The organism is Nonomuraea ferruginea (assembly GCF_039540635.1).
Classification (GTDB): Bacteria; Actinomycetota; Actinomycetes; order Streptosporangiales; family Streptosporangiaceae; genus Nonomuraea; species Nonomuraea ferruginea.
Window position 1 is genome coordinate 166,844 of the sequence record NZ_BAABFD010000002.1, and the last position, 22,941, is coordinate 189,784.

The 22,941-nt window shown below is 73.5% G+C and carries 23 protein-coding genes; 13 read left to right on the plus strand and 10 right to left on the minus strand.

Going from position 1 to position 22,941, the window contains the following annotated elements; all coding sequences use genetic code 11:
* Nucleotides 1-51 precede the first annotated feature (51 nt).
* Nucleotides 52-933 carry an SDR family oxidoreductase gene (locus tag ABD999_RS04080; protein WP_271278919.1) on the plus strand — a complete coding sequence of 294 codons (882 nt, stop codon included), beginning with the start codon at nt 52-54 and terminating at the stop codon, nt 931-933.
* Nucleotides 915-1,292 (plus strand): DUF4440 domain-containing protein, encoded by a 378-nt coding sequence (locus ABD999_RS04085; protein ID WP_271278920.1) that lies wholly within the window; start codon nt 915-917, stop codon nt 1,290-1,292. The genes ABD999_RS04080 and ABD999_RS04085 overlap by 19 nt, the downstream gene beginning before the upstream one ends.
* A gap of 12 nt (nt 1,293-1,304) precedes the next feature.
* On the opposite strand, the gene ABD999_RS04090 is transcribed toward ABD999_RS04085, so the two are convergent.
* Nucleotides 1,305-1,904, minus strand: coding sequence for a TetR family transcriptional regulator (locus ABD999_RS04090; RefSeq protein WP_271278921.1), 600 nt, complete (start codon nt 1,902-1,904; stop codon nt 1,305-1,307).
* Nucleotides 1,905-1,969: 65 nt separating this feature from the next.
* Here ABD999_RS04090 and ABD999_RS04095 point away from each other — a divergent pair, with 65 nt between their 5' ends.
* The 5 genes from ABD999_RS04095 to ABD999_RS04115 all read left to right on the plus strand — a co-directional run bounded on the left by ABD999_RS04095 (nt 1,970) and on the right by ABD999_RS04115 (nt 7,425).
* Complete coding sequence (locus ABD999_RS04095; RefSeq protein WP_271278922.1) at nt 1,970-3,949, plus strand: HelD family protein; 1,980 nt, start codon at nt 1,970-1,972, stop codon at nt 3,947-3,949.
* 32 nt (nt 3,950-3,981) lie between these two features.
* A complete protein-coding gene (locus ABD999_RS04100) occupies nt 3,982-4,239 on the plus strand; it encodes a hypothetical protein (RefSeq protein ID WP_148031924.1) in 258 nt (85 codons plus the stop codon).
* 12 nt (nt 4,240-4,251) lie between these two features.
* Nucleotides 4,252-4,848, plus strand: coding sequence for an NUDIX hydrolase (locus tag ABD999_RS04105; protein ID WP_271278923.1), 597 nt, complete (start codon nt 4,252-4,254; stop codon nt 4,846-4,848).
* Between the two features lie 213 nt (nt 4,849-5,061).
* Nucleotides 5,062-5,763 carry a lysophospholipid acyltransferase family protein gene (locus ABD999_RS04110; RefSeq protein ID WP_261808584.1) on the plus strand — a complete coding sequence of 234 codons (702 nt, stop codon included), beginning with the start codon at nt 5,062-5,064 and terminating at the stop codon, nt 5,761-5,763.
* Between the two features lie 75 nt (nt 5,764-5,838).
* The gene (locus ABD999_RS04115; RefSeq protein ID WP_271278924.1) at nt 5,839-7,425 is read left to right on the plus strand and encodes a penicillin-binding transpeptidase domain-containing protein; all 1,587 of its coding nucleotides are present in this window, start codon (nt 5,839-5,841) and stop codon (nt 7,423-7,425) included.
* 39 nt (nt 7,426-7,464) lie between these two features.
* Here ABD999_RS04115 and ABD999_RS04120 read toward each other — a convergent pair whose 3' ends face one another.
* Nucleotides 7,465-7,731 carry a DUF3040 domain-containing protein gene (locus ABD999_RS04120; RefSeq protein ID WP_271278925.1) on the minus strand — a complete coding sequence of 89 codons (267 nt, stop codon included), beginning with the start codon at nt 7,729-7,731 and terminating at the stop codon, nt 7,465-7,467.
* A gap of 133 nt (nt 7,732-7,864) precedes the next feature.
* On the opposite strand from ABD999_RS04120, the gene ABD999_RS04125 reads away from it, so the two are divergent.
* Together ABD999_RS04125 and ABD999_RS04130 are read left to right on the plus strand one after the other, a co-directional pair.
* A complete protein-coding gene (locus tag ABD999_RS04125; RefSeq protein WP_271278926.1) occupies nt 7,865-8,887 on the plus strand; it encodes an Rv2578c family radical SAM protein in 1,023 nt (340 codons plus the stop codon).
* Between the two features lie 511 nt (nt 8,888-9,398).
* On the plus strand, nt 9,399-10,685 hold the full coding sequence (locus ABD999_RS04130; RefSeq protein WP_148031929.1) for a glycosyltransferase family 4 protein: 1,287 nt from the start codon (nt 9,399-9,401) through the stop codon (nt 10,683-10,685).
* On the opposite strand, the gene ABD999_RS04135 is transcribed toward ABD999_RS04130, so the two are convergent.
* The 4 genes from ABD999_RS04135 to ABD999_RS04150 form a co-directional block, all read right to left on the minus strand.
* A complete protein-coding gene (locus tag ABD999_RS04135; protein WP_271278928.1) occupies nt 10,645-11,553 on the minus strand; it encodes a S1C family serine protease in 909 nt (302 codons plus the stop codon). The two genes, ABD999_RS04130 and ABD999_RS04135, sit on opposite strands and share 41 nt — an antisense overlap.
* Before the next feature lie 65 nt (nt 11,554-11,618).
* A complete protein-coding gene (locus ABD999_RS04140) occupies nt 11,619-12,083 on the minus strand; it encodes a hypothetical protein (RefSeq protein WP_271278929.1) in 465 nt (154 codons plus the stop codon).
* A complete protein-coding gene (locus ABD999_RS04145; protein ID WP_271278930.1) occupies nt 12,022-12,681 on the minus strand; it encodes an RNA polymerase sigma factor in 660 nt (219 codons plus the stop codon). The genes ABD999_RS04140 and ABD999_RS04145 overlap by 62 nt, the downstream gene beginning before the upstream one ends.
* 330 nt (nt 12,682-13,011) lie before the next feature.
* Nucleotides 13,012-14,289 (minus strand): S8 family peptidase, encoded by a 1,278-nt coding sequence (locus ABD999_RS04150; protein ID WP_219544428.1) that lies wholly within the window; start codon nt 14,287-14,289, stop codon nt 13,012-13,014.
* Between the two features lie 107 nt (nt 14,290-14,396).
* Here ABD999_RS04150 and ABD999_RS04155 point away from each other — a divergent pair, with 107 nt between their 5' ends.
* Nucleotides 14,397-17,312 (plus strand): CHAT domain-containing protein, encoded by a 2,916-nt coding sequence (locus tag ABD999_RS04155; protein WP_345482576.1) that lies wholly within the window; start codon nt 14,397-14,399, stop codon nt 17,310-17,312.
* A gap of 17 nt (nt 17,313-17,329) precedes the next feature.
* Here the strand turns inward: ABD999_RS04155 and crcB are convergent, their stop codons facing one another.
* On the minus strand, nt 17,330-17,689 hold the full coding sequence (crcB, locus tag ABD999_RS04160) for a fluoride efflux transporter CrcB (protein WP_148031935.1): 360 nt from the start codon (nt 17,687-17,689) through the stop codon (nt 17,330-17,332).
* Entirely contained in the window at nt 17,686-18,081 is a 396-nt protein-coding gene (locus ABD999_RS04165) for a fluoride efflux transporter FluC (RefSeq protein ID WP_378525110.1), read from the minus strand. The genes crcB and ABD999_RS04165 overlap by 4 nt, the downstream gene beginning before the upstream one ends.
* Before the next feature lie 75 nt (nt 18,082-18,156).
* On the opposite strand from ABD999_RS04165, the gene ABD999_RS04170 reads away from it, so the two are divergent.
* Nucleotides 18,157-18,873 carry an HNH endonuclease family protein gene (locus ABD999_RS04170; RefSeq protein ID WP_271279829.1) on the plus strand — a complete coding sequence of 239 codons (717 nt, stop codon included), beginning with the start codon at nt 18,157-18,159 and terminating at the stop codon, nt 18,871-18,873.
* 9 nt (nt 18,874-18,882) lie between these two features.
* Here the strand turns inward: ABD999_RS04170 and ABD999_RS04175 are convergent, their stop codons facing one another.
* On the minus strand, nt 18,883-19,710 hold the full coding sequence (locus ABD999_RS04175; protein ID WP_271279828.1) for a GDSL-type esterase/lipase family protein: 828 nt from the start codon (nt 19,708-19,710) through the stop codon (nt 18,883-18,885).
* Between the two features lie 160 nt (nt 19,711-19,870).
* Between ABD999_RS04175 and ABD999_RS04180 the strand changes: the two genes are divergently transcribed.
* On the plus strand, nt 19,871-21,100 hold the full coding sequence (locus ABD999_RS04180; protein WP_271279827.1) for an isochorismate synthase: 1,230 nt from the start codon (nt 19,871-19,873) through the stop codon (nt 21,098-21,100).
* A 9-nt stretch (nt 21,101-21,109) separates the two neighbouring features.
* Here ABD999_RS04180 and ABD999_RS04185 read toward each other — a convergent pair whose 3' ends face one another.
* On the minus strand, nt 21,110-21,724 hold the full coding sequence (locus ABD999_RS04185; protein WP_219544422.1) for an IMPACT family protein: 615 nt from the start codon (nt 21,722-21,724) through the stop codon (nt 21,110-21,112).
* Nucleotides 21,725-21,808: 84 nt separating this feature from the next.
* On the opposite strand from ABD999_RS04185, the gene ABD999_RS04190 reads away from it, so the two are divergent.
* A complete protein-coding gene (locus ABD999_RS04190; protein ID WP_271279826.1) occupies nt 21,809-22,939 on the plus strand; it encodes an epoxide hydrolase family protein in 1,131 nt (376 codons plus the stop codon).
* Nucleotides 22,940-22,941 lie beyond the last annotated feature (2 nt).

Sequence of the window (22,941 nt, forward strand, 5' to 3'; positions counted from 1 at the left end):
GAGATGATGCTTTATGGAGCGTATCTCAGCGTCTGCCGTTGACTTGCATGCATGAGATTCCTGGTGTTCGGCGCCGCGGGCGCCCAAGGCGGCGCGGTCGCGCGCAGGCTGGCGGAGAGCGGGTACGAGGTGCGCGGGCTCACGCGTACGGGGAAGGTCCCGGAGGGGGTGACGCCGTTCCGCGGCGACCTGGGCGACGCAGGGCGGGTGAAGGCGGCGTTCACCGGCGTGACGCACGCGTCGATGGTGCTGCCGTTGGTGTTCGAGGCGGAGACGGTCGCGGCGTTCACGCGCAACGTGATCGAGGGGGCGCGGGCGGCCGGGGTGCGGCGGCTGGTGTTCAACACCGGCAACCGGCTGCCGGACGGCGAGACCGGGGTGGCGGCGTTCGACACGCGGCGGGCGGCGGTGCGGGCGCTGCGGGAGTCCGGGCTGCCGGTCGTGGTGCTCCGCCCGGCGCTTTACCTGGAGAACCTGCTGGCGCCCGGAGTGCTGGGTTCTCCGCTGCCGGAGAGCCACCCTGGGGTCGGGGTGCTGGGTGCTCCGCTGCCGGAGAACCACCCGGGGGACGGGGTGCTGCGTTACCCGCTGCCCGCTGATCTGCCCGTCGCCTGGCTGGGGCATGCCGGCCTGGGCGCGCTCACGGTCGCGGCGCTCACCGGGGACGGGCTCGCGGAGAGCGTGGTGGACGCGGGCGGCCCCGCCGCGGTGACCGGGCCGGAGCTGGCGGCGGCGTTCGGGCTCCGGTACGAGGAGCAGGACGTGGCCGTGTTCGAGGCGGGCCTGGCGCGGGCGGTGGGCGCGGCGACGGCGGCGGAGGTGGCCGCGACCTACCGGTGGATCGCCTCCGCGGCCCCAGCGGCTCTGTTCGGGCCGGGGCCGTCGCTCGGCGTCACGCTCATGACCCCGGCGGCGTGGGCGGCGGCCCTGTGATCGCGGCCGAGATCGTCCGCCATCACCAGGTCATCGAGCGGTGGCTGGCGGGGACGGCGGCGCGGGACGAGTTCGCCCGGTTCGCCGGCGCGCACGGGCCCGCCTTCACGATGGTGACGCCGGACGGCCGGGCGCTGGCGCGCGAGCGGGTGCTGGCCGAGGTCGAGGCCGCGTACGGGACCGCGCCGGGGCTGGTCGTCGAGATCCGCGACATCCGTGTGGTGGCCGGTGAAGGATCGTTGGTCGTGGCCTCGTACGAGGAATGGCAGGGCGGGCGGGGCCGGCGGTCGTCCGCCGTGCTCCGGGCGGACGGCGGCGCGCCCGTGTGGCTGCGTCTGCACGAGACGTGGATCGGCTGACCGGCTCCCGGGTCACAGGCGCAGCAGGGAGTAGGCGTGCCGGGCGGCGCGGACGGCCTCCGGCTCCTGCTCGGCCAGGGGGACGCCGAGAGACAGGGCCTGCCAGTTGCGGCGGGCGAGGATGCGGCGGACGGTCAGGACCTGGCCGGCCACCAGTGACGCGGTCAGCTCGTCGACGGTCTCCGCGAGCGCCTCGGCGAGCGCCGCCTCGTCCTGGGCCGTGTGGTGGGACAGGCGGGCGGCCAGGCCGGGCGTGGTGAACACCATCCGGTGGAACCCCATGACCTCCGGGTCGTCGTTGAGCCCGGTGACCGGGTCGCGGCGGGCGAGGCCGTCGAGGAAGTGGCGGCGCAGCGCCTCCAGCGGCCCCTCACCGGGCGCCCGGGCGCGCACCACGCGGGCGCCCTCGCCCTGGTGGTCGGCGATCCGGTGCAGGACCAGGTCCTCCTTCGTCGGGAAGTACTTGAACAGCGTCGGCTTGGACACCTGGGCGGCGGCGGCCACCTCGGTGACCGGCACCTCGTCGAAGCCGCGCTCCAGGAAGAGCCGGATGGCCGCGGCGGAGATCGTCTCCCGCACCCGCCGCCGCTGGAGCTCGCGCAGTCCCGTCATGAGCACACCCTAGCAAAGCGTTAACCTGGTCAATATCTTAACCGAGTTAACGCTTAGGAGGTGCGATGACGGCGCTCGACGAGGAGAGACGCCACGCCGAGCGGTGCCGGGCGGGGCTGCGCGGGATGCTGGACGCCGCCAGGGAGAACGTGATCGTCGGCGAGACCGTGGCCGGCGACCGCTACAGCGCCGAACGGCTGGGCCGCCACCTCAAGAGCCTGGCCGAGGAGCTCGGCGAGGAGCCGGACGGGCCGCCGTTCTTCGGCAGGCTCGACTTCGGCGCGGGCTCGGAGGACCACGCGGGCCGCACGTACCACATCGGCCGGCGGCACGTCGGCGGCGAGCGCGGCGGCCCGCCGCTGGTGATCGACTGGCGCGCGCCGGTGTCGCGGGCGTTCTACCGGGCGGGCGCCCGGGACCCGCTGGGGGTGGCGGTGCGCCGCCGGTTCGGCTGGGCCGGGACCGTCCTGACCGGGTACGAGGACGAACGGCTCGGCCAGGGCGAGGAGGAGCGGGCCGGGCGCATCCTGACCGCCGAGATCGAGCGCCCACGGGTCGGCCCGATGCGCGACATCGTCGCCACCATCCAGCCCGAGCAGGACGACCTCGTACGGGCAGGCCTGGAGGAGTCGATCTGCGTGCAGGGCGCGCCCGGCACCGGCAAGACCGCGGTCGGCCTGCACCGGGCGGCCTACCTGCTGTACGCGCACCGGCAGCGGCTGCGCCGCGGCGGCGTGCTGGTGCTGGGGCCGAACCGGGCGTTCCTCGGCTACGTCTCGGCCGTGCTGCCCGCGCTGGGCGAGGTGGACGTCGAGCAGACGACCCTGGACGAGCTGCTCGCCACCGTGCCCGTGCGCGCCGGGGACACCCCGGACGCGGCCGCGGTCAAGCACGACGCGCGGATGGCGCGGGTGCTGCGCGAGGCGCTGTACGGGCGGATCCGCAAGCCGGTCGAGCCGCTGGCGGTGCCCGACGGCTCGGCCCGGTGGCGGGTGGGCGAGGACGAGCTGCGCCGCGTGGTCGACGACACCCGCCGCGACGGGCTCCCGTACGCGACGGCACGCGAGCGGGTGCGCGCCCGGGTCGTCGAGCTCGTGCGGAGGCAGGCCGAGGCGCGCGGCCGGTCCGCGACGGCGGCGTGGCTGCGCGGCGTCGGCCGGGCGGTCACGCCGTTCCTGGACGCGGTGTGGCCGGCCGTCCGGCCGGAGGAGGTGCTGTACGAGGTCCTGTCCGGCCGGGCCCCCGCCCCGTCGCTCACCGGCACCGAACGCGAGGCGATCGTGTGGGCCCGGCCGCCGCGCGGGTTCAGGGGCGCCCGGTGGTCCGCGGCCGACCTGGTGCTGCTGGACGAGCTCGCGGGGCTGATCGAGCGGCCGCGCGGCTACGGGCACGTGATCGTGGACGAGGCGCAGGACCTGTCCCCGATGCAGTGCCGGGCGGTGGCGCGGCGTAGCGAGCACGGTTCGCTGACGGTCCTGGGCGACCTGGCGCAGGGCACCACGCCGTGGGCGGCGGCCTCCTGGCCGGAGCGCATGGCCCTGCTGGGCAAGCCGGAGGCGCGGGTGGTCGCGCTGACGGCGGGTTTCCGGGTGCCCGCGGAGGTGGTCGAGGTGGCCAACCGGCTGCTGGGGACGCTCAAGGCGGACGTGCCCGTCACCCGCGCGCACCGCGCCGGCGGCAGGCTGCGCGTGCGCGCCGCCGGCGACCTGGCCGCCGGCCTGGTGGCGGCGGTGCGGGAGGCGCTGGGGTTCGAGGGGTCGGTGGGGGTGATCGCCGCCGATCCGGCCGCCGGGGCGCTGGAGGAGGCGCTGCGGGCGGCCGGGCTTGAGCCGGACGAGCGGCTCGCCGTCCTGCCCGCCTCGCTGGCGAAGGGGCTGGAGTTCGACCACGCGGTGGTGTGCGAGCCCGGTGACATCGCCCGCTCGGGCGAGCGCGGCGCCAATCTCCTGTACGTGGCGCTGACCAGGGCGGTGTCCCGGCTGGACATCGTGCACGCGGGGCCGTTGCCGGTGGAGCTGGACCTCGGAGGCGGCGCGGGTATGTGATGGGCTGACCTGCCCCTCCAAGAGAGGCCGCGATGACCTCGCCAGACCCGCACCCCGACGAGCCGCGCCCGGGTGAGCTGCGCGGTCCCGCGGCCGAGGTGCTGTCGGCCGCCGGGTTCGCCTGTGCCGCCGTCGCCCTGCTCTACCTGCCGATCGCGTTCGGCCTGGCGGGGATCCTGCTGGGCATCGCCGGTCACGCCCGCGGCGAGGCGCTCGGCAGGTGGGCGGCGGTCGGCGCGGCCGCCGCCATGGCCGCGGGGACCGCGCTGGGCGCCCTGCTGGCGGCGTGAGATCCTGAGCGGATGCTGCCGCCCATCGACGAGCTCCGGGACCTGGTCACCGCCCGGCTGCGGGCCTTCGACCGGCGAGAGGTTCCGCCCGCCGACGGGATCCGCCGGGCCGCCGTGACCGTGTGCGTGCTGGAGGACGAGCGGCGCGACCCGTACACGATCGTGATCAGGCGGGCGCCGCACGGCCGGAACCCGGGGCAGTGGGCGCTGCCCGGCGGGCGGCTGGACGACGGCGAGACGCCCGTCGAGGCGGCGCTGCGGGAGCTGCAGGAGGAGACCTCGGTCGGCGGCGTGACCGTGGCGGGGCTGCTCGACGACTTCGTGACCGACTCCGGGTTCGTCATCACGCCGGTGGTGGCCTTCGGCGGCTCGCAGCGGCCGGTGGCCGATCCGCGGGAGGTGGCGTCGGTGCACGACGTACCGCTGGAGTGGCTGCTCGCGCCCGGGGTGCCGCGCTGGCGGGGCGAGCTGCTGCAGCTGCCGCTGGGGCCGTCGATCGTGATCCACGCGCCGACGGGGGCGATTTTGTGGCAGTTCGCGGAGGTCGCGCTCCGTGGCCGTGAGCAGCGGGTGTTCGACGTGGCGCAACCGCACTGGACCAGAACGTGACCGAATCTTGGGCCCGGATGGAATACCTCCAGCCGGATGTCCGTTAGCATCGAATGGCCGATGTGGTCTGTGTCCCCCGGGCCGCAAATTACCGCCTTCACGGAATACCGTTCGGCTGGAGCCGTGTTGTGCATCTCGCCGAGGAGGCGACCGCCACATCGGCCTTAACGCGTCCTCGTGCCCCGTCCCCGGACGGGGCACGACGCGTTTAGGGTGAGTGGCCGGACCGACACGATCGCCTCCTGGAGCGCCAAGTTGCTTTATCACGTGGTCAAGTTCGCCGCGGTGCCGCTCACCCACGCCATGTGCAGGCCGCACCTGTCGGGCGCGGCGCACGTGCCGCGGACCGGCCCGGCCATCCTGGCGGCCAACCATCTGTCGGTGATCGACTCGTTCCTGCTGCCCGCGCTGCTCCCCCGGCACGTCACGTTCGCCGCGAAGAACGAGTACTTCTCCGGCAACCCCGTCTCCAGCTGGTTCATGCGGCTGGGTGGCAGCCTGCCGACCGACCGTGAGAGCGCCAGAGCCGCGCAGGAGATGCTCGACGCCGCCGCCGGGCTGCTGGAGCGCGGCGAGCTGTTCGGCATCCACCCGGAGGGCACCCGCTCCCCCGACGGCCGCCTCTACCGCGGCAAGGTCGGCGTCGCCTGGCTGGCGCTCAAGACCGGCGCCCCCGTGCTTCCCGTGGCGCTCAGCGGCACCGACAAGGTGATGCCGTTCGGCGCCCGGGTTCCCCGCCCGGCCACCGTCGGCATCAGGATCGGCGAGCCGCTGCGGTTCGACGGCGACCATCGCGACGCCCGGGAGCGGCGCCGCGTGACCGACGAGGTCATGGCCGCCATCCAGCGGCTTTCCGGGCAGGAGTACGTCCCGGAGTACGCGTCCGGTCACAAGCCGTCCCATGGCACGTCGTGATGCCGCCCCGCTAAGCTCGGTCCCCTGTCGACGGTCAGGGGGCTGACAGTGGCGCGTACGCGCACCATCGTGATCGTGTCCGTCGCCACCGTGGTGGCGGTGGGGGCCGCCGCCGGTGGCGCCTACTACGTGCTGCACACCCGCGGCACACCCGCCGAGACGGCGCAGCGCTTCGCCGCCGCGTGGCAGTCCGGCGACCAGGCGCGGATGAGCGCCGAGCTGGCCGTGCCGCGCGAGCTCGGCCTCTACGGCCGGCTCCGCGAGGGCCTCGGCGTCGAGTCCACCGAGGTGACGCTGGGGCAGCCGCGCGAGAGCGACGACCGCGCCACCGTCCCCTACACCGCCACCCACCGGCTGAAGAACCTCGGCGACTGGACGTACGAGGGAGAGCTCGTGCTCAAGGTGGCCGACCGCCACTGGAAGGTCGACTGGGCCCCCGCCGCGGTGCATCCGAAGCTGACCTCGGAGGCGGAGTTCACGCTCAAGGCGAAGTGGCCCGAGCGGGCCAAGATCGTCGACGCCGACGGCAACCGCATCGACACCGGCGAGGTCGGCGGCTCGGTCCAGCAGCTCGTCGGCTTCCTCGACAAGGCCACGAAGGACGACGTGCGGCGGCTCGGCTCCGCCTACAAGACCGGGCAGGCGGTCGGGCGGGGCGGGCTGCAGCAGACGTTCGAGAAGCGGCTCGCCGGCACGCCGACGACCGAGATCAGGGCGGGCGAGACCACCCTGGAGACGATCGAGGGCGAGGACGGCGAGTCCCTGACCACCTCGCTCGACCCCCAGGTGCAGGACGCCGCCGTCACGGCGGTCAAGGACCTCGACAAGCCCGCCTCGCTGGTGGCGATCAGGCCGGGCACGGGAGAGATTCTGGGCGTGGTCAACAACCGGGGCGGGTTCAACCGGGCCATCGACGGCCGCTACCCGCCGGGCTCGACGTTCAAGGCGGTCACCGCGGCCGGGCTGCTGGCCGCGGGGCTGAAGCCGGGCGACACCGTGACCTGCCCGAAGTACGTGACCGTGGGCGGGCTGCGCATCCGCAACTCCGAGGAGGCCGCGTACGGCAAGGTGTCGTTCTCCGACTCGTTCGCCTACTCGTGCAACACCTCGTTCGCGCCGCTGGCCAAGCAGCGGCTCGGCGCCGACAAGCTGCTGAAGACCGCCGAGCTGGTCGGCTTCAACACGGCGCCGGCCATCGGCCTGCCCGCCACCGAGCCCAGCTTCCCCAGGGCAGAGTCCGACGCCGAGCTGGCGGCCGAGTCCTTCGGCCAGGGCCGCATCACGGCCAGCCCGCTGTCGATGGCGTCCGTGGCCGCGGCTCTCGCCGACGGCACCTGGCGGCCGCCCACGCTGGTGCCGGAGGCGGAGCAGAAGGTCAAGCCCCGCCCGCTGCCCGACGGGGTGACGGATGACCTGCACGCGATGATGGCGGCCGTCGTCACCAAGGGCACCGCCAAGGCCGCCGGCCTGCCCGCCGGCACCCACGGCAAGACGGGGACCGCCGAGTACGGCACGGGGCCCGAGCTCGACTCCCACGCGTGGTTCATCGGGTTCAGGGACGACGTGGCGTTCGCGGTGGTGGTGGAGGGCGGTGGCGGCGGCGGCAAGGTCGCCGCGCCGGTGGCCGCCGACTTCCTGCGCGCCCTGCCGTCCTCCCGCTGACCCCGGCCCATTCAGGCGAGGCCCGCGGGACGGGCGGGGTCAGGCGGCGGTCAGGGCGAGGGCGGCCGAGGCCCCCTCGCGCAGGACGAGGATCAGGAGCGTGGCGACGAGCGTGGCGATCAGGAACCAGCTGACCACGATGATGACGGTCGAGCGGCTGGGCGCGTGCCCGCCCGCCGACCTCTCCTCACTGCGGCGCGCGCGCTCGTTGAACGACTCCAGCCGTGCGACGAGTCGCGGATCGTCGTCGACGAGGTGCTGCTCGATCTGGGCCAGCATCCGCTCTTCGTCCTGCGACCAGGCCATGGGTGCACCTCCGGAACGCAAGCTCTGTGCCGCATTCCTGCCCAACCATGAAGATCATTAGCCGTGGGCCGACCTGCCAATTGCGATCTCTTTTGGTTTGCGATCACTGTCGAACCTCTGTTCTAATCATGGCATGCGCTGGGACAACCTGCGTCTGACCGACGTCGGGCCGGACGATCCGGCCGCGCCGCTGTTCGCCCGCGGCGCGGTGGCCCGCACCTTCGAGACCCCCGGCTTCCGGGGCATGACCTTCTACGAGATCCAGGCGCGTTCGATCATCAACCGGGTGCCGGCGGCCAGCCGGGTGCCGTTCGACTACACGATCAACCCTTACCGCGGTTGCGGCCACCGGTGCGTCTACTGCTTCGCGCGCAAGACCCACGAGTATCTCGACCTCGACGCGGGGGCCGACTTCGACTCGAAGATCGTGGTGAAGGTCAACGCCGCCGAGCTGGTCCGCAAGGAGCTCGCCGCGCCGCGCTGGCGCGGGCAGCACATCGCGATGGGCACCAACGTCGACTGCTACCAGCGCGCCGAGGGCCGCTACGAGCTGATGCGCGGCATCCTGGCGGCGCTGCGCGACGCGGCCAACCCGTTCTCGGTCCTCACCAAGGGCACGCTCATCCTGCGCGACCTCGACCTGCTCACCGAGGCGGCCGACCGCGCCGACGTGGGCGCGAGCTTCTCGGTCGGCTTCCTCGACCCCGACGTGTGGCGCTCGGTCGAGCCGGGCACCCCCGACCCGCGCCGCCGCCTGGAGGCGTGCGCGACGCTCAACGCCCACGGCATCGGCTCCGGTGTCCTGATGGCCCCGGTGCTGCCCTACCTCACCGACTCCCCCGCCCAGTTGGAGCGCACGGTCAGGGAGATCGCCGCCGCCGGCGCCACCCATCTCACCCCCATCGTGCTGCACCTGCGCCCCGGCGCCCGGCAATGGTGGCTGGCCTGGCTCTCCCGCGAGCACCCGCGCCTCGTGCCGCGCTATCTGGAGCTGTACGGTCGCGGCGCCTACGCGCCCAAGGCCTACCAGGAACGCGTCACGACCCAGATCAGGGACCTCGCCACCCGCTTCGGCATCGGCCGCGCCACTCCGGCCAGGGCCCGCCGCCTCCCGCCGCCGCCACCGCCTTCTCCCCAGCAGCTCACTCTGCTGTGACCCCTGGGCAGCGGGATGGGTGGGGCCTGAGCTTTTCGCGTTCTGGACTCGTACCAAATTGATGGTATGTCGCGTTTTGGTGGAGTAGGGGTATTACGGGGTTAGTGCGTTATATGAGGCGCACTGTCCGTACAGGGGGGACACCATGTCTGACATGAAGAAGAAACCCAGCGCGAAGTCCGGCAAGGCGAAGAAGCAGGCCCTCAAGGCGAACCGGCAGGACAAGGAGATGAAGAAGGAGGCCGCGAAGCCTGAAGAGGCGTAACGACTGGGCACTGGCGAGGCAGCCGGGCCGTCCACATCCCGGCTGCCCTGTCAGATTCGTCTGAAAAGTGTTGACTTCGCAAGCAACGTTATCCCGCCATATGGCGTCTAAAGATCATAGAAGTGGATAGCGCCACGGGGATGAACGGCGCAAACCACTCGAACTCGGTAAGGGCCGACGGGGGGCGACTCCTACCGCCGGCCTCGCCGATCCATCACGTTGTCAACCGGCGGGGGGACGTTCCAGGTGCGGACATGGGCGCGTAAGGGCAAGTCAGCGGCGGCCCGGGTGTACAGGGGTTACAACCGGCGCAGGGCGCGCAAGGCGCCCCCGCCGTCGACGCGGGAGATCAAGATCCTCCTGCTCCACGCCAACGGCATGGGCGGCACCATCAGGACCGTCTTCAACCTCGCCGGCCAGCTGGCCGAACGGCACGACGTGGAGATCGTGTCGATCCTGCGGGAGGACGAGGAGCCGTTCTTCCCGCTGGACCCACGGGTGCGGGTGCGCTATCTGGACGACCGGCTGACGCCCGGCTCCGACCCGGTGCGGGCCATGCTGTCGAAGCTGCCGAGCAGGCTGATCCCGCAGGACGAGACCGCCTACCACCGGTTCACCCTGTGGACGGACCTGAAGCTGGCCCGGTTCATCCGCTCGGTCGGCACGGGCGTGCTCATGGCGACCAGGCCGGGGCTCAACCTGGCGGTGGCCCAGTTAGCTCAGCCCAGCGTGATCACGATCGGGCAGGAGCACGTGGCGCTCAAGGTCAAGGACCAGGGCCTGCAGGAGCTGATCAAGTGGCGCTACCGCCGCCTGGACGCGCTCGTCACGCTCACCAAGGCCGATCTGAGCGACTACCGGGCCGCGCTGCCCAAGCCGCCGAAGAAACTGGTGCGCATCCCCAACGCGGTCCCGCCGATGAACGGCGACCTCGCCAAGGGCGACGCCAAGGTGGCGGTCGCGATGGGCAGGATGACCAAGCTGAAGGGGTTCCACCGGCTGATCAAGGCCTGGGAACAGGTGGCGGCCGCGCACCCCGACTGGACGCTGCGCATCTTCGGCGCCGGCCCGCAGGAGGACAACCTGCGCGAGCAGATCGCCGAGGCCGGCCTGGAGGGCAAGGTGGAGCTGCCCGGCAAGACCGCCGACATCGGCGCCGAGCTGGAGAAGGCGTCCATCCACGTGATGAGCTCACGCCACGAGGGCTTCTCGCTGACGATCCTGGAGGCGATGGCCAAGGGGGTCGCGATCGTCTCGTTCAACAGCCCGCACGGCCCCAAGGAGATGATCACCGACGGGGTCGACGGGCTGCTGGTCAAGCCTCGCACCGAAGACAACCTGGCGGCCGCCATCATGCGGGTGATCGAGGACGAGCCGCTCCGCCGCCACCTGGCCGCCGGCGGCCTGGAGACCGCCAAGCGCTACGACATCGCCGCCATCGGCGCCCAGTGGGAGGAGCTGATGGACGACCTGCTGGCCCGGCGCACCCGCGTCAGGCTTCCGGCCCCGACAGCTCCACCGGTTCGGCGATGACGTCGACCAGCGCGCCGTTGCGGTAGACGGTGATCGGCAGCGGCCGCCCGATCGCGTCGGCGAACATCAGCCGCTGCAGGCTCTGCGCGTCGCCCACCGGGTTGCGGCCCGCGCTGAGCACCAGATCGCCGGCGCGCAGCCCGGCCCGGCCGGCGGGCGAGCCGGCGATCACCTCCACCACGCGCAGCGCGCCGTCCTGGCCGGTGCGCCGCCGCAGCGCCTCGGGCAGCGGCGCCGGCGAGGTGACCAGCCCCAGGAACGCCCGCCGCACCCGCCCGTCGCGGATGAGCGCGGCGACGATGGCCCGCGTGGTGGCGTTGACCGGCACGGCCAGCCCCACGCCCACGCCGGCCACGGCGGTGTTCACGCCGACCACCCGCGCCCGGGAGTCGGCCAGCGCGCCGCCGGAGTTGCCGGGGCTGAGCGCCGCGTCGGTCTGGATCACGTCCTCGATGAGCCGTACGGCCGAGCCGCTGCGGGCGGGCAGCGACCGGCCCAGCCCCGACACCACGCCCGCCGTAACCGATCCGGTGAGCCCGAGCGGGTTGCCGACGGCGACCACGAGCTGGCCGACGACGAGCTCGTCGGCCTGACCGAGCTCGGCGGGCTCGGGAGCGGGCACCCCGGAGCGGATCACGGCCAGGTCGGACAGCGGGTCGCGGCCGATCACGGTGAACGGGCCGGAACTGCCGTCGGCGTAGGCCACGGTGCCGGACCGGGCGGAGCCGACCACGTGCGCGTTCGTCAGCAGGAACCCGTCGCGGGTGAACACCACGGCGGAACCGCTCCCCCGCCCGGCGCGGACACTGGCGACCTTGGGCAGCAGCTCGGCCGCCACCGAAGAGACGATCTGCGAGTAGGAGTCCACGGGGAGCCTCCCGACATGACGGCCGGCGATGTGATTACATCATTACCCATCACGTCAAGCCACGCTCAAAGGGCGATCCAGTCGGTCACCACGTTGGTGCCGCTGCTGGGGCTGCACTGCAGCCGGAACGCCTGCGACGGCGCGGGCCTGAACACGAAGCAGCCCGACTCGTCGATCGCCGACTCCACCACCGCGCCGGTGACCAGGTGCGTGTAGGCGGTGCCCGGCCGGGCCGGCACCACCTGCCCCATCAGCGCCTCCCTGCCGACCTCCAGCTCGATCGTCACCTCGCCGGTGGCGAAGATGAGCGCCCGCAACGGCACGTGCTCCGCGCCCCGCGTCGGCGACAGCTCCTCCCGCTCCGCCGCCGAGTCGTAGGTCAGCGACGCCAGTTCGGCGTCGACGTCGTGCCAGGTGAAGATCGCCTTTCCGGCCACCACGAACTCGGGCGGCACCTCGCGGGCCGCCTCATCGGCCCGTCTGAGCGCGGCGAGCAACCTGTCTTCGTCCTTCCACCACGGCGTGGCCATGCCTCTCGCCCTCTTCCTGCGTCTCACGTTCGGACCTGATCAGGGCGGCCACCGCCGGAGAGCGGCGCAGCTTGGCCAGGCACCGCGCCCGCGTCGGCCCGATCGCGCCGACGGGCATCGACAGCTTGCCGCTGATCTCCGCGTACGAGGCGGACGGCACCCGCATCAGCATGGCCAGCAGCTCCCTGCAGCGCGCTTCGAGCTGCCGGAAACCGGCCATGAGCGCCGCGTTCCGCTCCGCGTCGAGCAGATCCTGATCCAGCGCCGCCGCCCGCTCGTCCACCAGCGCCTCCTGGTCGACCTGCTGGCTGAGCCGCTGCTGCCGTTCGGCGCCGTGAGCGAGCCTGAGGCACTCGCGCCGGGTGGCGGTGGCCAGCCAGCCGGGCAGCGCCGCGGGCTCACGCAGCCTCGGCAGCTGTTCGACCAGTGACAGCCACACCGTCTGGCCCACGTCGTCGGCGTCGGCCCGGCTCAGCCGGAAGGCCTTGCAGATCGACCAGACCAGGGGCGCGTAACGTTCGACGATCTCGTCCCACGCGTCCTTCTCACCGGCCCTCGCCCTCATCACCAGGGCGACGACCGATGGATCGTCTCGCATGTCCGTATGCTCCTTTCCGGGCCCGGCCCACCCCGTCAGGGTGAACGCGAATGCGCGGTGCGTCCAGGCGTGACGCTGCAACGGACGATGCGAGCAGTAAAGGGGCATGACGTCTCTTCGCTACTCGGTGACGGCGGTCACCCTGACGGAGCGGCCGGACCGCGCTCTGATACACCGGCCGCTCCTGGAGAAAAATCACCCGTATCAAATCGGGACCACCGGACTCCTACAGGCGTAAGCACCCGCCCGCCAGGCGAGGGGCGGACACCGGGAGCACCGGCGCGGGCACAGGGGCCCCGCGACCGGTGATCCGCGGGCCGGAGCGCGCCATCAGGCCTGCCCGCACGGGAACAACGCCCTGCCCACTCCCTGCAGGTCCTGCGCCGAGGCGAGCACGGCCGCCCTGGCGTCCTGCGCAGACTCCCCCGTACGCGCCATCCGGTCCGCGATCAGCCCCGCGACCAGCGGCGCCGCGAACGAGGTGCCGTCCCAGCGGGCCATGCCGGCGAAGTTCTGCACGGCCGGCCGCTTCGGCGGCTCCTGGTAGGTGTACTCCCCGGTGGCGTAGGCGTTGACGTGACCCTCGCCGAGCGCGTACACGTCCACCCACGGACCGTAGTTGCTGAACCAGGCGCGGTGCGTCTGGTCGGGTCCGAGCGCGCCGACCGACACGGCCCAGTCGTAGGCGGCCGGGTAGAACGGCCGGTCGGTGGCGTCGTTGCCGGCCGCGGCGACCAGCACGACGTCCGGATGGTCCTGCTGGAACAGCTCGAACCCGATCGACGACCAGTTGTCGCGGGTGTACGTGCCGGCCGAGAGGTTGATCACGTCGGGCGCCGGCGACTGGGCCACCAGGTCCTCCAGCTTGCCGACCATCACGTCCTCCAGCTCGGCGCCGGAGGTGGAGAAGTGGTCGGCGACGGACACGCGCGCCGTGGGCGCCTGGCACTTGGCCACCCCGGCCACGAACGTGCCGTGCCCGCGGAAGGCGGGGATGATCGGCAGCCCGCTGATCGGCGAGGGCGGGCCCAGCGGCTCGGGGTCGCCGCTGACGCCGCCCAGCCAGGGGTACACGGCCGGGTCGAGCTGCAGCCAGCCGGTGTCGCACACGCCGATGGTCACCTCCCGCACCTCCTCGCCGGCCTCGCACGGCGGCGGCCACGGCACCCCCGGATCACCCGGCGGCACCTCGGGCTCGGTGCCGGGGCACAGCCGGGAGATGTGCATGACGTGCACCGGCGAGGCGATGGGCGCGCGCTCCCGCGTGGCCTCGCCCGCGTGGCCGGGCCGCCGGTCGAGCGGGCGCGCGCCGGTGCCGAGCCGCTGCTCGATGCGGGCCAGCGCCTCGGGTACGGTCATCGTGCCGCCCTCGATCCCCTCCAGCGACAGCACCGACAGCTCGCCCCGGCCGCGCCGGTCGAGCTGCCTCAGCCCGGGCGGCAGCGCCTCGGCGATCCGCCCGACGTCCCCGCGTCGTGCCAGCAGACGGCCCGCCTCATAGAGGTAGTCGACCTCCCCGGCCGGCGTGTAGGCCACCGTCACCTCGATCCCCCGTGAGGCGAAGGCGTCCTTGATGATCCGGAACTGAGCGTCGAACACCGCGTCCATGTATGGCCTCTCCCCAGGCGTCGCATAGGTGGCTCTGGCGGTCGGTTTCCCCCTCCTATATCGGCGCGGGCTTGCGGGTGATACACGTGATCCTCCAGAGTCGAAGAATGCCGGCGGATTCCGAACTCCCCCGAACGGACGCGGCCGGTCTGCCGCCGCTGGCCCTGTCGCGCCCGCACGAGGCTCTCGGCAAGGCCCGTGACCTGCTCGCCACCGGGCCGCCGCCGCTGGAGGCGTCCTTCGCCCGCCAGGCCGTCGGGATCGTGCTGCGCGAGTTCGGCGACATCGAGGCGGCGGTGCGGGAGCTGGAGACGGCCCGCCGGCTGGCCCGCCGGTCCGGGTGGGCCGAGCGGGAGGCCGACGTGCGGGCGACGCTGGGCGTCGCGCTCGCCTTCGCGGGCCGTACGACCGCCGCGCGCAACACCCTCAACGCGGCCGTCCGCCAGTCCACCGGCCATCTGCGCGGGCGCATCCTGCTGCGCCGGGGCGGCGTGCTGGCCACCCTGGGCCACCACCGCGACGCCCTGGCCGACCTGAACAGCGCCGTCACCGCGCTGCGGGCGGCGGGCGACCCGATCTGGGAGGCGCGGGCCCGCACCGAGCGCGCCACCTGCGACCTCGCGCTCGGCGGCCTGAGCAGGGCCGCCACCGACCTGAGCAGGGCGGAGGAGCTGTTCAACGCGAACGGCCAGGAGCTGGAGTCGGCCGACGCGATCGTGCACCGCGGCGTGCTCGCGCTGCGCATCGGCGACCTGCCCGCCGCGCTCCACTGCTTCGACCAGGCCGCCGAACGGTTCGGCAAGCTCGGGCTCCCCGACCCCACGCTGTCCGTCCAGCGCTGCGCTGCCCTGCTCGCCGCCGGCCTGCCCCGGGACGCGCTGGACGAGGCGCACACCGCGCTGGACCAGCTCGAACGCAGCCACGGCCAGGCCACCAAGAAGGCCGAACTGGAGCTGGCCGCCGCGGGCTGCGCGCTGGCCGCCGGACAGAGCGACGCCGCGCTGCGCCACGCCACCCGCGCCGCGGACCTCTTCGACCACCAGCGCCGCCGCTGGTGGCGCGCACACGCCCGCCTGGTCAAACTACGCGCCCAGGTCGCCGCGACACCCCCCATCACCGACCCCCGACGGTCAGCCGAGCAGCCCCACTCCACCAGTACGGAGCGGCACCACGCGGCCGACGCGGAGCCGCGACGCGGAGCCGGCACGAACCCGCAACGCGTAGCTGACACAGAGCTGCAACGCGCGGCCGGCGCGGACCCGCACCGCACGGCAGATGACCGGCCAGCGGGCGCGGACACGCACCGCGCGACCGAGCACCACCCAGCGGGCGCGGACACCCACCGCGCGACCGAGCACCACCCAGCGGTCACAGACCCGCGACGCGGAGGCGAGGGGGACGGGGTGGAGTTGTTGCGGGAGGCCGCGCGGTGCGCTCGTGAGCTGGCCGCGTTGTCCTCGCCCGATGTGCCGCTGGCTCATCTGATCGCCGGGCGGCTGGCGCTCGCGTTAGGGCGCACCGCCGTGGCGCGCACGCATCTGGCCGCCGCCGCTCGCGGGCGCCGCCATGGCCCGGCGCTGTCGCGGGCCGTCGCCTGGCTGGCCGAGGCGCTGCGCGCCGAGGCCGAGCACGACCCGGCACGGCTGATGCGGGCCTGCAGGCGCGGCCTGGACGTGCTCGACCAGCACCGGGCCACGCTGGGCTCCAGCGAGCTGCGCGCCCAGGCCAGCGCCCACGGCGCCGAGCTGGCCGCGCTCGGCCAGCGCCACGCCCTGCGGCTGGACCGTCCCCGCCTGCTGCTGGCCTGGAGCGAACGCTGGCGGGCCACCGCGCTCGCCGTCCCCTCCGTACGACCGCCCGACGACGAGCGCCTGCAGGCCGACCTGGCCGCGATCCGCGCCGTCACCGACCGGCTGGCGCAGGCCCGCGCCCAAGGGCTGCCCACCGCGCACCTCGCGGCCGAGCAGCTGCGGCTGGAGCGCGCCGCGCGCTCCCGCGCCCTGCACGCCCCCGGCCAGGACGCGGACGCCACGACCGGTTGCGACGTGCCGGCGTTGCTCGCCGAGCTGGGCGGGGACCGCCTGCTGGAGCTGGTCGACGTGGACGGCCGGCTGCACGTGCTGGTCTGCGGCTCCGGCACGGTGCGCCGCTTCCCCGCGGGGGACACCGAGGAGGCCGCGCGCCACATCGACCTCGCCCGCTTCGGCCTGTCCAGGCTGGCGCACGGCCGATCCACGCTCAGCCCGGCCGACCTGCTCGCCCAGGTGGAGAAGAGCGGCCGCGCGCTGCAGGAGGCGCTGCTCGGCGACGCCGCGCACCACCTCGGCGACGGCGAGGTGGTGATCGTCCCGCCGGGCCGGCTGCACGCGGTGCCCTGGGCCCTGCTGCCGGCCCTGCGCGAGCGCACGGTGAGCGTCGCCCCCTCGGCGGGCACCTGGCTGCGCGCCCGCCGCGCCGGCTCGCCCTCCACCGGCCGGGTGGTGCTGGTACGCGGTCCCGGCCTGCGCTCAGACGGCGCCGAGATACGCCACATCGCCCCCGAGTACCCCGGCCGGGTCGTGCTCGGCGACGGAACGGCCACCGTGGCCGGGATCCTGCGCGCGATGGACGGCGCCCGGCTCGCCCACGTGGCCGCGCACGGCACCTTCCGCGCCGACAGCCCGCTCTTCTCCGCCCTGAGGGTGGACGACGGGCCGCTGACCGTCTACGACCTGGAGCGGCTGCGGCGCGCGCCCCGCCAGGTGGTGCTGTCGAGCTGCGACTCCGGACTGACCGCGCCCACCGGCGCCGACGAGCTGCTCGGCCTGGCCAGCTCCCTCATCCAGCTCGGCACGACCGGCATCGTCGCCAGCGTGGTCCTGGTCAACGACAACGCCGCGGTGCCGCTCATGGTGGAGCTGCACCGCCGGCTCTCGCGGGGCGCCTGCCTGCCGGCCGCGCTGTGCGAGGCCCGCCGCGCGGCGGCCACCGACCCGGTCGCCACCGCCACCGGCTGGTCCTTCGTCGCCCTCGGCGCCTGCTGACCCGCCCGGCGCGCCGCTCAGCCCAGGGTGCGGGCGAGCAGCACGCCGCCCGCCGCCGCCGCCAGCCCCAGGGCCACGCTCGCCACCGCGTTGGCCACCGCGTGCCGCCCCGCACCCCGCTCGGCCAGCCGCACGGTCTCGTAGCCCAGCGTCGAGTACGTGGTCAGCGCCCCGCAGAACCCGGTGCCCAGCAGCGCCGTCCAGCCGGGACCCACCGGCAGCGCCGCCAGGAACCCCAGCAGCGCCGACCCGGCCACGTTGACCAGCAAGGTCCCCCAGGGGAACATCGAGCCCTGCCTCGCCCGTACCGCCTGATCGACCGCGTAGCGCAGCGGCGCGCCCACGGCGGCGCCGAGCACCACCAGCAGAGCCGTCATCGCCGCACCAGCGCCCGCGTGATCCTCATGCCCGCCCAGGTCGCCGCCACGGCGGCCACCATCGTCCCCGCCAGATAGGCCGCCGCCACCGCCGTCGTCCCGGCCGCCAGCAGGCCGTGCGCCTGCACCGCGTACGTGGAGAACGTGGTGAACCCGCCCAGCACCCCGGTCCCGAGGAACGGCCGCGCCAGCCGATGCGCGACCCGCCCCTCCGAGACCACCACCATGAGCACCCCGATCAGCGCGCACCCGGCCAGATTCACCCCGAACGTCGCCCACGGGAACCCGCCCGGCGCCGGGGGCAGCAGCTCTTCGACGGCGAGGCGCGCCAGCGCCCCGGTCGCGCCGCCCGCCGCGATCGCAGCGACATACTCCTTGCCCAACGGCCTCACACTCCTCACCGTGTCGGAACGCGCCGGCGTGGGAACCTCTCCAGAGAAGTCCGACGCAGCACCACGGAGCCCTGTTTGAGTCTCAAGGACGCCGTCGCCATCTTCGCCGGAGCGGTCATCGTCGTCGCCCTCGCCAACAGCACCGACACCACGGCCCCCGCCACCGCGGCCAGCCCGCTCGGCAACACCAGCGGAACTCTACCCGGCCTCGCGCCCATCACCTCCCGCCAGGACAAGGACCGCGCCCGCGCCATCATCGCCAGGCTGAAGGTCAAGGGCCGCGGCCCCAGCACCGGCTACCACCGCGGACGCTACGGCGAGAACTGGGCCGACACCGCCACCGGCGTGCCCTACGCGCGCAACGGCTGCCGCACCCGCGACGACCTGCTGGCCCGAGACGGCCGCAACGTCCGCTACCGCGAGGGGTCCACCTGCGAGGTGATCGCCATGGACCTGGACGACCCGTACACCGGCCAGCGCATCGGCTGGTCCAAGAGGGACGCGGGCGCGGTCCAGGTCGACCACGTGGTGCCGCTCGCCTACGCCTGGCGGATGGGCGCCTCGCGGTGGGCCGGGGGCAAGCGCGTCGACTTCGCCAACGACCCGCTCAACCTGCTGCCGGTCAAGGGCGCCGCCAACGAGCAGAAGGACGCCTCAGGACCGGCGAGCTGGCTGCCGCCGCAGCGCCGCGTGCGCTGCGCGTACGTGACGCGCTTCGCCCAGGTGGCCGTCAAGTATGCCGTGCCCGTCACCCGCGCCGACAAGAAGGCGATGCTCGCCCAGTGCCGTTGAAGGGGCCGTTCAGCGGGGGTCGGCCCAGGTGAAGCCGTTGCCGAAGGTGAGCTCCGCCAGCACCTTCTGGCCGGCGACGTTGGGGTGGAAGTAGTCCCACCGGCTCACCTGCTTGAGCGTGAACGGGTAGGAGAACACCGCGCCGCGGTCGGTGCGGCACCACAGGCGCGCGGCGCACACCTCGGCGGCCTCCCGGTTGTAGTCGATGACCCGTTCGCGCACGTGGGTCCGCCGCAGCACGTCGGCCTTCGCGGTGGAGGTGGGCCTGGCCAGCATCGACGGGCAGATCCGCCCGACCCGCCACACCCCGCGCGCCACGGCCTGGTCCTTGGCCACCCGCCACAGCCGGTGCACGTCGGGGATGCTCGCGATCAGCACCCGCACCCCCGGCACGCCCGCGCGCAGCTCGTTGAGCGCTTGCTCCAGCCGCTGACGGTAGACCGCCACCGGCGTCATCTGCCGCTCAGAGGCGGTGCACGCGTCCTGCGCCCCGATCAGCACGGTCACGTAGTCGGCCCGCGCCGCCACCGCCTTGCGCACCTGCCCGAGCAGGTCGGCGCTGGTGGAGCCGGGCACCGCGTAGTTCTTCGGCGCGAGGCCAGGGCCGAGCGCCGCCAGCCGCCCGTAGTGGCTGTCCACGGCGGCGTTCCGGCCGGACGACCAGGACCGCGACCGGCATGAGATGAAGAACCCGCAACTGTTGTAACCGGACGAGATCGAGTCGCCGAGCGCCGCCATCACCCGCGGCACGGGCTCCCCGGGCGTCGTCGCACGAGCCACACCCGGCGCCACCAGCACCCCCGCCACCGCCAGCACCGGCACCACCTTGATGATCATGCACTCACGGTAGGCAGATGATCACCACGCGTCCATCACCTGGGGGTCACGCCTGCCATGTCAGGACCAACTCGCTATCGGCGCTTGACGAAGGGACCGTAACCGGCCGTTCACGGGGGTCCAAGTCGAACACGTTCAGTTCCCGCATAGAGTGTCTCAAGTGAGTGTCGCGCTCGGAACAACCCGCCCGCTACCGGTTCGCACGACCCCTGTACGCGACCCCGGTAACCTGATCGTCAGCCTGCCCATGACGGCGCCCTACGCGTGGATCAGGCACGGCGAAGGGCTCGTCGGCTGGGGCGAGGCGGCGCGCGCCGACGTCCCGCCGGGTCCCGGCCGGTTCGCCTGGGCGCGCGAGTGGCTGGCGACCGTCTTCGACGGCGCGCTCGTCGACGACTCGGTGCGCTCCCCCGGCAGCGGCCCGGTCGCCTTCGGCACCTTCACCTTCGACGAGAACTCTCCCGGCTCCACCCTGGTCGTCCCCCAGGCGGTGCTGGCCCGTAAGGACGGGCGGGCCTGGCTGACCACGATCGGCGACCAGCACCTGGAGACGTTCACCCCGCTCGCCGACCCGGGCCGGATCAGCTACGGCGACGGCAGCCTCACCGCCCCCGAGTGGGAGCACGTGGTGGCCCGCGCCGCCCGCCGCATCCGCCAGGGCGAGCTGGAGAAGGTCGTGCTCGCCCGCGACCTGCTGGCCACCGCCGAGCAGCCGATCGACATCCGGCTCCTGCTGCTGCGCCTGGCCCGCCGCTACCCCGAGTGCTACGCGTTCTCGGTGGCCGGGCTGGTCGGCGCCACCCCCGAGCTGCTGATCCGGCGCACCGGCCAGGAGATCGAGTCCCTGGTGCTGGCCGGCACCACGCCGCGCGGCACCGGCCCGGCCGACGACCTGGCCCGCGGCGAGGCGCTGCTCGCCTCCGCCAAGGACCGCCACGAGCACGAATGCGCGATCTCCTCGGTCCGCCAGGCGCTCGCTCCGCTCTGCTCCTCGCTGCGCACGCCCGACGAGCCGGAGCTGCTCGTGCTGCCCAACGTGCAACACCTGGCCAGTCACGTGACGGGCCGGCTGGCCGACGGCGCCTCCGTGCTGGACGTGGTGGCCGCCATGCACCCGACGGCGGCCGTCGGCGGCACCCCGACGGCCACGGCCATCGAGGTCATCCGCGAGCTGGAGGGCATGGACCGGGCCGGTTACGCGGGCCCTGTCGGCTGGATCGACGCCCACGGCGACGGCGAGTGGGGCATCGCGCTGCGCTCCGGCATCGTCGAGGGCCGCCGCGCCCGCCTGTTCGCCGGCGGCGGCATCATGGGCGACTCCGACCCGGCGGCCGAGCTGGCCGAGGCCCAGGCGAAGTTCCGCGTCATGCAGTACGCCCTCGAAGGCTGACCGGGCCGCTCAGCCCGGCAGGTGCACCGGCTCGCCGGGCGTCACGCGCGCCCGCCCCGCCGTCAGCGTCGCCAGCCAGTCGGTGAACCCCGCCACCTCGTCCTCGCCCACGGCCACCGCGAACTCCACCGCCTGCCCGTAGGTCACCTCGCGCACCGGATGGCGTGAGGCCCGCAGGTCGTTCTCCACCCTGCCCGCCTGGTCGTGCGCCACCGACACCAGCATCAGCCTGGCCGGCACCATCCGCACCGGCTCGGCCCGGTCGAGCGTCTCGGTCACCGCCGACCCGTACGCGCGCACCAGCCCGCCCGCGCCGAGCAGCGTGCCACCGAAATAGCGCGTGACCACCGCGACCACGCGGTCGAACCCGCGTCCCACCAGCGCCTGCACCATCGGTGTGCCGGCCGTGCCGCCGGGCTCGCCGTCGTCGTCGCCCTTGCGCTCCTGCCCGACCACGTACGCCGTGCAGTTGTGGGTGGCCGACGGATGCAGCCGCCGCCGCTCGGCGATGAACTCCGCCGCCCGCGCCGTCGTCCCGGCCGGGGCGATCGCGCAGATGAAGCGCGAGCGCCTGGCCTCGGTCTCGTGCTCGATGGGGCTTTTCAGGGTGAGGTACGAGGACACGCCTCCCAGGCTAGGGCCCGCGGTTGCCACCCTTGAACCGTATGGTGTACGGTACAGCGTACTGAATTGACTGGAGGCTCACGCTTGACCGACATCCGCCCGTACCGTCTGGAAACCCCGCAGGCCGACCTCGACGACCTGCACGCCCGCCTCGACCGGGTGCGCTGGCCCGACGAGGTGCCCGGGCAGGGCTGGCGCCTCGGCGTCCCGCTCGCCCATCTGAAGGACCTCGTCACCCGCTGGCGCCACCACGACTGGGCGGCCGCCTGCGCGGAGCTCAACCGCCACGACCAGTTCGTCACCGAGATCGACGGCCAGCGGATCCACTTCCTCCACGTGAGAAGCGCCGACCCCCAAGCGCTCCCGCTGCTCGTCACCCACGGCTGGCCCAGCTCACCGTTCGAGTACCTCGACGTCATCGAGCCGCTCAGCCGCGACTTCCACCTCGTCATCCCGTCCCTGCCCGGCTACGGCCTGTCCGGGCCCACCACCGAGCTGGGCTGGGGCTCCACCCGCGTCGCCCGCGCCTGGCTGGAGCTCATGACCCGCCTCGGCTACGAGCGCTTCGGCGTCCAGGGCGGCGACTGGGGCACCTGGATCTCCCGCGAGACCGGCGTCCTGGCCCCCGATCGGGTCGTCGGCATGCACGGCAACGGCATCATCTGCTTCCCGATCGGCGCCCCCGGCGAGCTGGACGACCTCACCGCCGCCGAGCGGGAGCGGCTCGCCTTCCGCGAGCGCTACATGAGCGAGCAGTACGGCTACAAGCTCATCCAGTCGGCCAGGCCGCAGACCTTCGCCTACGGCATGGCCGACTCCCCCGTCGCCCTGCTCGCCTGGTTCGCCGGCGTCTACCACGAGTGGAGCGACGGCGGGATCGACCCCGACCACGTGCTCACCACCACGACGCTCTACTGGCTGACCAACACCGCCGGCTCGGCCGCCCGCTCGTTCGTCGAGACGCCCGACACCGAGCAGGACACCTCCGTGGAGTGGGAGCTCAAGCCGGCCACCGTGCCGACCTCCGTCTCCGTCTTCCCGAAGGACATCCTGCGGCCGATCCGCCGCTTCGCCGAGCGCGACAACACCATCGTCGGCTGGGTCGAGCACGACCGCGGCGGCACCTTCGCCGCCCTGGAGCGGCCGGACGCGTTCGTCGCCGACGTGCGGGAGTTCTTCGCCACGTTGCGCCGGCCGGGCGCCTTTACCATGTAGAT

Bases quoted from the DNA above. Each gene is read 5' to 3' on its own strand.
- crcB (WP_148031935.1), bottom strand. From the start codon at position 17,689: ATGACGGCTCTGCTGGTGGTGCTCGGCGCCGCCGTGGGCGCGCCGCTG.
- ABD999_RS04150 (WP_219544428.1), bottom strand. From the start codon at position 14,289: ATGGACGCGGTGTTCGACGCTCAGTTCCGGATCATCAAGGACGCCTTC.
- ABD999_RS04120 (WP_271278925.1), bottom strand. From the start codon at position 7,731: ATGGCCTGGTCGCAGGACGAAGAGCGGATGCTGGCCCAGATCGAGCAG.
- ABD999_RS04155 (WP_345482576.1), top strand. From the start codon at position 14,397: ATGCCGGCGGATTCCGAACTCCCCCGAACGGACGCGGCCGGTCTGCCG.
- ABD999_RS04125 (WP_271278926.1), top strand. From the start codon at position 7,865: ATGCGCTGGGACAACCTGCGTCTGACCGACGTCGGGCCGGACGATCCG.
- ABD999_RS04095 (WP_271278922.1), top strand. From the start codon at position 1,970: ATGACGGCGCTCGACGAGGAGAGACGCCACGCCGAGCGGTGCCGGGCG.
- ABD999_RS04080 (WP_271278919.1), top strand. From the start codon at position 52: ATGAGATTCCTGGTGTTCGGCGCCGCGGGCGCCCAAGGCGGCGCGGTC.
- ABD999_RS04145 (WP_271278930.1), bottom strand. From the start codon at position 12,681: ATGCGAGACGATCCATCGGTCGTCGCCCTGGTGATGAGGGCGAGGGCC.
- ABD999_RS04175 (WP_271279828.1), bottom strand. From the start codon at position 19,710: ATGATCATCAAGGTGGTGCCGGTGCTGGCGGTGGCGGGGGTGCTGGTG.
- ABD999_RS04105 (WP_271278923.1), top strand. From the start codon at position 4,252: ATGCTGCCGCCCATCGACGAGCTCCGGGACCTGGTCACCGCCCGGCTG.
- ABD999_RS04100 (WP_148031924.1), top strand. From the start codon at position 3,982: ATGACCTCGCCAGACCCGCACCCCGACGAGCCGCGCCCGGGTGAGCTG.
- ABD999_RS04090 (WP_271278921.1), bottom strand. From the start codon at position 1,904: ATGACGGGACTGCGCGAGCTCCAGCGGCGGCGGGTGCGGGAGACGATC.
- ABD999_RS04140 (WP_271278929.1), bottom strand. From the start codon at position 12,083: ATGGCCACGCCGTGGTGGAAGGACGAAGACAGGTTGCTCGCCGCGCTC.